Origin of the sequence: Serratia sp. N21D137, from assembly GCF_047530005.1 — a bacterium.
GTDB classification, from domain to species: domain Bacteria; phylum Pseudomonadota; class Gammaproteobacteria; order Enterobacterales; family Enterobacteriaceae; genus Chania; species Chania fonticola_B.
This window is the reverse complement of sequence record NZ_JBLJAJ010000058.1, coordinates 1-9,029: the sequence shown is the minus strand read 5'-3', so window position 1 is coordinate 9,029 and position 9,029 is coordinate 1. Positions and strand designations below refer to the sequence as shown.

The window sequence follows — 9,029 nt, the reverse complement described above, 5'->3', positions numbered from 1 at the left end:
GAAGAACAGCAATCTCCACTCTTAACTCCAATGTTAGCATCGGCAGCTCGCTTAAAACTGCCAGTTTTACCCATGGTGGGTCCATTTTACATTGGCATGTGGGTCATTTTTACATCGGCGCTAACACATATTTCACAACAGCCCTCTCAGTTTTATGAAAAGTAATAAAACTTAGGAGTATTTTAAACGCATTTGAACGTCAGGCGAGCAACGCCATTAACAAGTAAGTGTGTATCAATATCAGTTTTGACTTCTTTCATGGATTTATTTTGTACCCTACAAAAATCAGAAGCCTTTTTAGTTGCAGTGCCAATAGCTCCTTGTATACGACCTGCAGCAGGAGCTGCTTCTACCTCAGTGAGATAGTCCCCATTATCCAGTTTTTTGACATCGGACTGATATGTCAAACCCAGGCCTTGAAACTGTGTTTTATCATTTTGCACAGCGCAGCCGCTTAAAAAAGCACCAATTAAAATGGTGGTAGCAATTATTGATTTTTTCATGTGAAGAATAATCCTTATGAATTTGGTTAGCCGCTATTCTACAAACTGGAATCAAACATTAATTAAACCAATTGCTATTTATAGATTTGCATAAGGTTATCGTATTGAATAGTTGGAGAAATAAATCACACGAACCGACAAACAAGAACGTCAGGTGATCTGCTCCACATGATTCAAGACATATCGATGTAAGTATGCATTACTAACTTCCGCTCCTCGCTCATAGCCGACACGGTTCCGCCCAGTGGACTGGCCAGTTCCAAAAGCAGACGTTGTAAACACTACCTCTAGCAAATCAATGGGGGGAGCATATCCTCTGCTCCTGACTCCAACGAACTTCCCCTACGCCATCAGTACTGTTTCCTCAGTCAGGAACTAGCAGCGCCTGCCAAATAGGGTTCTAGTATAGTTGGATAGAACCTTCGTTAGCGATTGGACAAGCTTGTATCTGTAAGCTGTTCAAATGAATTTGCCTATCGGTTGTTGGAAATGAGCGCTCAACACTATTCAGCAGATAACCGCCATCTACCGGGTTTGGAAGGAAGCCGGTAAAAAGTGAATTTAGCTATCCCATTCTTGAATGATTGTGTTGAAAAATGAAGCCATTCACTGCCTGAAGTGATCATTTCCTATCAGAGAAATTTCCCGATCTCTATGAAGCATAACCGTGCTATCTCTCACTAAATGAACAAACTCAGGTTGTTACCGTTTTTTACATGCATTAAAATATCTTATATATCATAGATATTTTATTTGTATTGAACGGTAAGTATTCACGCTATCAATAAGGAAATGTGAACATGGATGCGAGTGGCCTGCGGTTTACGTTGAGTGTGGGAGACCTGCCGCCTAAAACCTTCGTGGTAGCGGGTTTTACGTTGCACGAGCAATTCTCAACACTCTTCACACTCGAACTTGAGGTTGCCAGTGCCAGCCCCAGTGTGGAATTTCGTTCAATTCTGGACAAAAACGCTACGCTGACCATTTGGCGTGAAACGGAAGTGCAGCGTATCGTGAATGGTATTGTCACTTCCGTTGAGCAAGGCGATACCGGACTTCATCAAACACGTTACCGGCTCAGTGTGCGCCCTGCGCTCTGGCGAGCAGGGTTAAGACAAAATTCCCGCATTTTCCAGCAACAGGGTTTTCAAGAAATTCTGGAAACCTTGATGAAAGAAAATAACATCATTGACTATGCTCATGCTTTTCGTTACAAGCATGCACCCAGAGAGTTTTGTGTTCAGTATAATGAAAGCGATCTGGATTTCCTTCATCGAATGGCGGCAGAAGAAGGCATCTATTATTTCCTCGAGCATGAGAATGACAGGCACACGCTGGTCTTTGCCGACGATAACATCATCGTGAATGACGGGCCGACGCTACCCTACTACCCAGATCAACAACAAACCTCACTCGATGAACCTTGCATTACCACCTTCAAGCGCCGGGAAAGTCTGCGCCCTTCAGAGGTATTGCTGAAAGATTACACCTTTAAAAACCCCTTGTGGGCCGCTGAATATCGCGATCGCGCTCGAGATGATGAACATCAGTCAGGGGAATATCTGCATTATGATTATCCTGGCCGCTATAAAGACACCGGTCCAAGCGGGGAAAAGTTTTCCCAATGGCGCATTCAGGCACTACGTAATGATGCCCATCAGGGCGAAGGGGCTAGTAATTGTCCTGCTCTACAACCCGGTGTGCGCTTTACCCTAGAAAACCATCCACTGGACACACTGAATACAAGCTGGCAAGTCACCCAGGCCATCCATAGCGGGCAACAACCCCAAGCTCTGGAAACTGTATCGGGAGGGCAAGGCACAACCATAACCACTCAGTTTGCGTTTATTCCCAATAATCAGACATGGCGCCCACTTTCGCGGCCAAAACCACGCATTGACGGAGCCCAGATTGCGATTGTCACGGGTCCACCCTCAGAAGAGATTTATTGTGATCCTTATGGTCGGGTCAAGGTGCGTTTTCTTTGGGATCGTTCAGGGAAAGACGATGATACCAGCTCCTGTTGGATACGGGTATCGCATCCATGGGCGGGGCCTCGTTGGGGGATGTCGGCCATTCCGCGCATTGGTCATGAAGTGATTGTTGAATTTTTAAACGGTGACCCTGATCAGCCGGTGATAATCGGCCGCACCTATCATGCCAACCATCTGCCTCCTGGTAATTTGCCAGGCAGCAAAACCCAGATGTCGATCCGTTCAAAAACCCATAAAGGTGAAGGATTTAACGAGCTGCGTTTTGAAGATGAAAAAGATAATGAAGAAGTCTTCGTTCACGCACAAAAAAATATGGCAATACGGGTGCTCAATTCGAAAGACGAGCGGGTGAACTACAACCGTAGCACCAGTATCGGGCATGATGAAGAACTGGTGGTTGCCAACGATCGAAAAGTGACGGTTGAAGGCAATCAGGATCAGAAAATCACCGGTAACAATCTGGTGATGACGGAAGGCGACCGAGGCATACAGGTCAAGGGCGATCTGGCGCAGAAAGTTAGCGGCGTGTTCAGTGTGGACAGCAACGGCGATCTGACGCTACAAAGCAATAGCAAACTGACGCTGAAAGTAGGCGGAAGTTTTGTTGTTATTCATGCCGGTGGCGTGGATATCAAGGCCCCCTCAATTAATCTGAATTCTGGTGGTAGCCCTGGTGATTTACTGACCCCAGCCAGCCCGGCAGTTTTAAAAGCAGCGGCGCTTGCAGGTTCAATGTTTGTCGCACATTGCCCACTAAAGGATAGCTAAGGTATGGAAGAACATAAACTGTACGCTATTATTGACGGTGCGTTAGAAGCCGATCTCCAGCTTATGCTCGAACGTTATAATCCCCCGCACTGTTGTCTGTATGCCGAGCCGGTACAACCGGAACTCCTTGAGCTTGCTCCCTGGTTGGTTATGGTCGATCAGCAGGTTGAAGCCTGGCTGGGGACTCGCGAAACGCCATGGGGAATTTATATCTATTCAAAGGCCAATATAAAATCGTTGCGTCAACATTTACGCAAATATTTACACGTATTGATCCCTGATCAGGAAAAACCAGTCTATTTCCGTTTTTATGATCCACGTAATATCTGGGGTTTTCTTCAAGTATTATCTGATTGGGATGTACATACTTTCTTGGGGCCTATTACTAAAGTCAGGACTTTATACGAAGCGGTTGAACGTGAAGATGATTTTTCGGCGATACGGGAGCCATTTCCCAATGATGCAAAGTCGGGAAGAAAAATGCTGAAAATAACCGAGGCGCAGTATGGGGAAATTAATGCGTTTGCGGAGAAGAGATATATTAACGTTCTGGCTTCAGATATTGAGGCGTACTGGCTGTCAGATCAAAAGGATATCGATGAAGATGAGGAAGATGACATTTTCAAAAGGATACATAATGGTACCTACTTCGATGTAAAAGATGAGAACCCTGATATTTTCATATCGAAAAATACGGCATGCAATGAAAAAATGGATGCTTATTCTTTTGCTACCAAGTGTTTTTATTTCTGCAAGGAAAACACTATTACAGATGATCATTCAATCAGGGCAATGGTTCACCTTCTTCTCAAAAAAAACATCTCTACTATCGATATGATGCCTGATGCATGGAAAAATAAACTTACAGAAAGTCAAGCGCCAGGATATTATCGGGTAGAGTCTTTAATGCTCAGGGAATTAGGTGAAATCCCTGATGTGGCGCATTTAATCAAAGGAAGATAATATGGCCCGTTCAGTCGATGCAGGAACAGCCTGCGCAACCTGTAATAACCCGGACCCATGTATTCATGAGGTTGCGCTGGATTTTGATAAACAGCATCAAGTCTGGCCAGTCAAGCAGATGCTCTCGATGGATCTTCTGGATAAAGGTAAGGGGGCATCCGGCAGTATTAATATAACAACAAAATGTAAAAAGGCAGCTTCTCATACTGCTACGCTTGAGAGCGTTAAATTTTCAGAAAAAATCCCACTCAACACGACTCAGGCAGTTACTTTGTTTTATAAGGAACAGAATCAGGCGCTGGTGGCAACCATGCCTTCAATCTGGTCATATTTATCTAATATTGCCAACCCCACTGATTTGTTCAATGACGGTAAACGCTATGATTTAGTCGTTAATGGCTGCGAAGTGAGACGTAATTACGCAACGCTCCGTGTTTTTCCTTCAGTGGAGTTTACCTACTCGGTTGCTTTTACGTATGCCTTTTCTCATAAGGAACGTACGATTAAAGAGCGCCGCGATGAACAGATAAAGGCTCGTCAAGCCATGGAGAATGTTAAACCGAAAAATGGTAACAAACTCCGCGCTGGCTGGGAAACGCATACTGATAAATTCAGTTTGACACAAACCACATCGTTAGAGTTTACCTATGGACTAAAAGTTCAAGGTATGGATTACTCAAAAAAGTATGCTGACAAATATAAGAAAAACACCACAACCAAAACGCTGGATGCTATCTCTCGTATTGACAAATTGTTGAGTAATAGCCAAAAATATCTTCTTCCTGCACCGGAATCAACCGGAGCACAAAACTATACTATCGCCGAACTGAAAGTAGAACCGATGAACGTGGGTGTTGCCTATGCCTATTCAAGATTGGATACAGTCGCTAGCAGTACACATTTTATTGGTTTCAATGCAGCCCCTTTTCTGGCCCTGACAGGCAAGCTAGATCTTATACAATTTGCAGCTGCTTACTGTAAAATTGATGCGCTAGCAAAAAAATGCCGTCAGGCACTGGCTCGTAAAAATGCCGGGGATAAAAACTATCTTGAAATTGAATGTTCCATATTGCTGAAATGCAGCCTCTCTTTTCGTTTTGGTGCAGCATTAAAACAAGAAATATGGACGTTTTCCGCCGGTAGAGATAATGATCTGAAATTTAGTCTGGAAGGTAAGGTAAATGCGGCCTTTAAAACCAAAGTAATGATTATGGAGGTTGCACTCAATGCCAGTGGAGCGATCAAAACCGCCGCAGGGTTTAAACTGGATCAGCATGATGATGGTATCGATTTGGTGGGCTACCATGATGGGATTGTGGCGGAGGTGGAGTTTAGTGCTGATGCTAGCTGGGGCGGTAAAGAGAAGGCAGAACCAGAGAGTAGCAGCAAATATGGCGCAAAAAAGAGATGGATTATAGCAGCTCCGTTGAAAGAGAGTGAGTCCGCCCTACGGGTGAACTTGATAGGCAAAGAGCGGCCGATAGTCAGACCTAAAGTCATACCAGGCGAACCCTGGGCCATGGGTTCCAACCCTAAAGGGAACGCTCTACCCAAACCGAATAATGAGCCTTGGGCAATGGGTTCCAATCCCAAATGGAATAAATAAACCGCAAAACCGTGTTTAGCGAAAAGAGAATTAAGATGAGATTACCTAAATTAGCGTTACTATTATCAGGAGTGATGATGACATTAACTGCCAATGCGGAAGAGCAACGGTTGTATATCCGCAGCCTGTTTGATATCGAATATGCCTTTTGCGCAATCAAAACCAATGGAGTATTGGGTTTGGACAATCGCAATTCGGCACGACAAGGCCGCGGCTTTGGTACCTCCAGCACCGCAGCCATGCTGTTTCTAGAAAATGGTGAGAATGAGATCAGCCTGGAGCTTGGTGCCTTGGGTTGGTTTGATAAAAAGGCGACATCAGTTTCAGAACGTGCCCAGTTTAACCCACAGGCGGGTTGCAAACTGGAGTTGACGGCAATGCGTGGCAGCAACAATGAAATACTGAGCGCTATTGAAGTAGGTATTGGTAAGGATGGCCTGCCGGAAGCCAAAGTGCCTGCGGATGAGCAGAAGTTTAAAACCATAAGTGGACCAGTGGTTAGGCAGAAAATACTGGCTGAACAAGTGGTACGGGGGCATAAGGACGACGAATACTTTAATCTGTATAAATATCCATCGAAAATGGAAGTTTATCGTTTTAGCCGTCTGGTCAAGGTCAGTGGGCTGCCGGAATGGCCTTGGATCAAAGCCACTCCCTATACCGATACCCCAGAACAGCGTAAAGGGCTAGAGCAGGCTTATCTTCAGATCTGGCGGGCCATGGATAATAAAGACCTCGCCACTCTCCGCAAGCAACTGAAATTATCATTGGCAGCTTGGGCTTGGTCAACAGGTGAAACGGAGGAAAGTATTTTCGTTGATCGCGATATGGTTTCTGACATTCATAACTCTCAGTTTAAAATGATCCCAATTAACTGGCAGGATTATGATGTACAGATAATGAACAAAGGTCGTATGGTTAGATTAATCAATAAATCAGATCCTTCATTCTCACCACTTGCATATTATACAAATGATGATGGTTCTATGAGTATAAATTTCATAGCTCCAATATTCTCATTAATAAACGGTGAGTTTGTGTTAGTGATTTAACCAGTAGGATGGGCATTGATAATTAATACCCATCCAGGTTTTTGTTGGAAATAGTCATGGGTAAAAGGCTAATACAAGGAGGTTAACATGAAATCATTGCGTATCGCTTTATTGTGCTTTGCCATGGGTATAGCGCAAAGCAGCATCGCTGAAGAGCCTCGGTTGTATATCCGCAGCCTGTTTAATTTCGAATATGCCTTTTGCGCTATCAAAACCAACGGAGTATTGGGTATAGACAATCGCAATTTGGCACGACAAGGACGCGGCTTCGGTACCTCCAGCACCGCAGCCATGTTAGCTATGGAGAATGGCGAAAATGAAATAAGCCTGGAGCTTGGAGCCTTGGGGTGGTTTGATAAAAAAGCTATGTCAGCATCAGAACGTGCCCAATTTGACCCACAGTCGGGTTGCAAACTGGAGTTGACGGCAATGCGTGGCAGTAACAATGAGGTATTGAGCGCTATTGAAGTAGGTATCGGTAAGGATGGCCTGCCGGAAGTCAAAGTGCCTGCGGACGAGCAGAAGTTTAAAACCATCGGCACACCAGTGGTTAGGCAGAAAATACTGGCTGAACAAGTGGTACGGGGGCATAAGGACGACGAATACTTTAATCAGTATAAATATCCATCGAAAATGGAAGTTTATCGTTTTAGCCATCTGGTCAAGGTCAATGGACTGCCTGAGTGGCCTTGGATCAAAGCCACTCCCTATACCGATACCCCAGAGCAGCGTAAAGGGCTAGAGCAAGCCTACCTTCAGGTCTGGAAGGCGATGGATAATAAAGATCTCTCCACTATCCGTCAGCAACAGAAAATAGCACTAGCGGCCTGGGCTTGGTCAACAGGGGAAACGGAAGAAAGTATCTTTGCTGATAGCGGAATAGGTGACGATACAAATAACCCCAAGTTTGAAATGATCCCAATTAACTGGCAGGACTATGATGTACAGATAATGAACAAAGGGCGCATGGTGAAACTTGTTAATAAATCAGACCCTTCAGTTTCGCCACTATCTTACTATTATGATTCTGATGGTGATATGACTATGAGCTCTACATCCCCAATATTCTCATTAATAAATGGTAAGTTTATGCAAGTGATTTAATCCGTACCGTGGGTGTTAGGTATTAATACCTACCCCTATTTTTACAAGTAAAGAGGAAACTAATACCATGGGCAATGCAGTTAAACTTGGTGATCAAGATACCGGCCACGGTAGCCATCCACCGACTCCAGTCGTAACAGGTTCTTCAACCGTTAAAGTTGATGGTTCTCCATTGGCTCGACAGGGTGATGCTTTAGCTTCTCATGGGCATAATCGAACTATCAGTAGCGGATCATCCAGCGTGTTTATTGACGGGCAACCTGCTGCTCGTACAGGTGATGCGGTTGATTGCGGCGGTGTACTGATTGGTGGGGGAAGCGTTAACATTGGGTAGTTGGACTATCCCGTTTGAAACGAGTTGTTGCCCCAAGTGCGGCCACAAGTCGTTTCAACGGGGGAACCGGACCAGCAAGCGAGACAAAACCATCAAAGCTATCGATGCTATAACTGTGTAGAAAAATTCATTTGCCGTACTCTCTAACGTAACCGTTCACCAGCCCCCCATTGACATAAAAAAGAGACGATCATCACTCGATCCCACATTACCTATTGAGTGATCTTTTTTCTTTGCCACACTCGGGGGATGAAAAAGGTAAAACACTTTCACGCTCCCGCTCCTGAGGTTAACAGCCTCTCCGAAGCCAATGCGCTGATACAGCAGTTGTGGGAAAAACTGCGTGAATATGAGGACCGGCTGGCGGCCAGTTCGCGTAACTCATCACGTTCACCGTCTTCTGACTCGCCTGCCGCTAAGGCGGAGCGAAAAAAGCTGCAACGCCTGACCGCAGAAATTCGCCTGGCGCTCAACCAGGTCACAGCGGACACAGGCGACCGATAACCGAACTTGCCGCTTCTGATGAGCGCATTATGTGTTTACCTGATGCCCAGTGTGCTTGTTGTGGAGGTGTGGTTGCACCTTATCCAGCGGCGAGTTACCGGCATCAGGTATTCGAATTACCTCAACCCAGACTGGAACTGACAGAGTATGCTCTTCATCATGGCCGGTGTGAGCGCTGCCATCAGGTCAGTAAAGGGCAAT

At 45.2% G+C, this 9,029-nt stretch carries 7 protein-coding genes and 1 pseudogene; 7 read left to right on the top strand and 1 reads right to left on the bottom strand.

Translation table 11 applies throughout. The annotated features are described in order from the left end of the window. Positions 1-182 precede the first annotated feature (182 nt). Positions 183-503 carry a hypothetical protein gene (locus ACMV5H_RS24435; protein ID WP_039995284.1) on the bottom strand — a complete coding sequence of 107 codons (321 nt, stop codon included), beginning with the start codon at positions 501-503 and terminating at the stop codon, positions 183-185. 800 nt (positions 504-1,303) lie between these two features. Between ACMV5H_RS24435 and tssI the strand changes: the two genes are divergently transcribed. From tssI to ACMV5H_RS24400, 7 genes and pseudogenes are all read left to right on the top strand, one after another. Next, positions 1,304-3,265 carry a type VI secretion system tip protein VgrG gene (tssI, locus tag ACMV5H_RS24430; RefSeq protein WP_115158211.1) on the top strand — a complete coding sequence of 654 codons (1,962 nt, stop codon included), beginning with the start codon at positions 1,304-1,306 and terminating at the stop codon, positions 3,263-3,265. 3 nt (positions 3,266-3,268) lie between these two features. Then, positions 3,269-4,228 carry a DUF4123 domain-containing protein gene (locus ACMV5H_RS24425; protein ID WP_414822670.1) on the top strand — a complete coding sequence of 320 codons (960 nt, stop codon included), beginning with the start codon at positions 3,269-3,271 and terminating at the stop codon, positions 4,226-4,228. A gap of 1 nt (position 4,229) precedes the next feature. Further along, positions 4,230-5,834 carry a hypothetical protein gene (locus ACMV5H_RS24420; protein WP_414822669.1) on the top strand — a complete coding sequence of 535 codons (1,605 nt, stop codon included), beginning with the start codon at positions 4,230-4,232 and terminating at the stop codon, positions 5,832-5,834. A 35-nt stretch (positions 5,835-5,869) separates the two neighbouring features. Further along, positions 5,870-6,886: a hypothetical protein gene (locus ACMV5H_RS24415; protein WP_059201305.1), complete on the top strand. Its 1,017-nt coding sequence runs from the start codon at positions 5,870-5,872 to the stop codon at positions 6,884-6,886. An 87-nt stretch (positions 6,887-6,973) separates the two neighbouring features. Further along, positions 6,974-7,990 carry a hypothetical protein gene (locus ACMV5H_RS24410; protein WP_115158216.1) on the top strand — a complete coding sequence of 339 codons (1,017 nt, stop codon included), beginning with the start codon at positions 6,974-6,976 and terminating at the stop codon, positions 7,988-7,990. A gap of 67 nt (positions 7,991-8,057) precedes the next feature. Continuing rightward, the gene (locus tag ACMV5H_RS24405; RefSeq protein WP_071926153.1) at positions 8,058-8,324 is read left to right on the top strand and encodes a type VI secretion system PAAR protein; all 267 of its coding nucleotides are present in this window, start codon (positions 8,058-8,060) and stop codon (positions 8,322-8,324) included. 249 nt (positions 8,325-8,573) lie between these two features. Then, positions 8,574-9,029: pseudogene (locus tag ACMV5H_RS24400) on the top strand (DUF6444 domain-containing protein); the annotation flags it as partial.

Bases quoted from the DNA above. Each gene is read 5' to 3' on its own strand.
- ACMV5H_RS24405 (WP_071926153.1), top strand. From the start codon at position 8,058: ATGGGCAATGCAGTTAAACTTGGTGATCAAGATACCGGCCACGGTAGC.
- ACMV5H_RS24435 (WP_039995284.1), bottom strand. From the start codon at position 503: ATGAAAAAATCAATAATTGCTACCACCATTTTAATTGGTGCTTTTTTA.
- ACMV5H_RS24410 (WP_115158216.1), top strand. From the start codon at position 6,974: ATGAAATCATTGCGTATCGCTTTATTGTGCTTTGCCATGGGTATAGCG.
- ACMV5H_RS24425 (WP_414822670.1), top strand. From the start codon at position 3,269: ATGGAAGAACATAAACTGTACGCTATTATTGACGGTGCGTTAGAAGCC.
- ACMV5H_RS24415 (WP_059201305.1), top strand. From the start codon at position 5,870: ATGAGATTACCTAAATTAGCGTTACTATTATCAGGAGTGATGATGACA.
- tssI (WP_115158211.1), top strand. From the start codon at position 1,304: ATGGATGCGAGTGGCCTGCGGTTTACGTTGAGTGTGGGAGACCTGCCG.
- ACMV5H_RS24420 (WP_414822669.1), top strand. From the start codon at position 4,230: ATGGCCCGTTCAGTCGATGCAGGAACAGCCTGCGCAACCTGTAATAAC.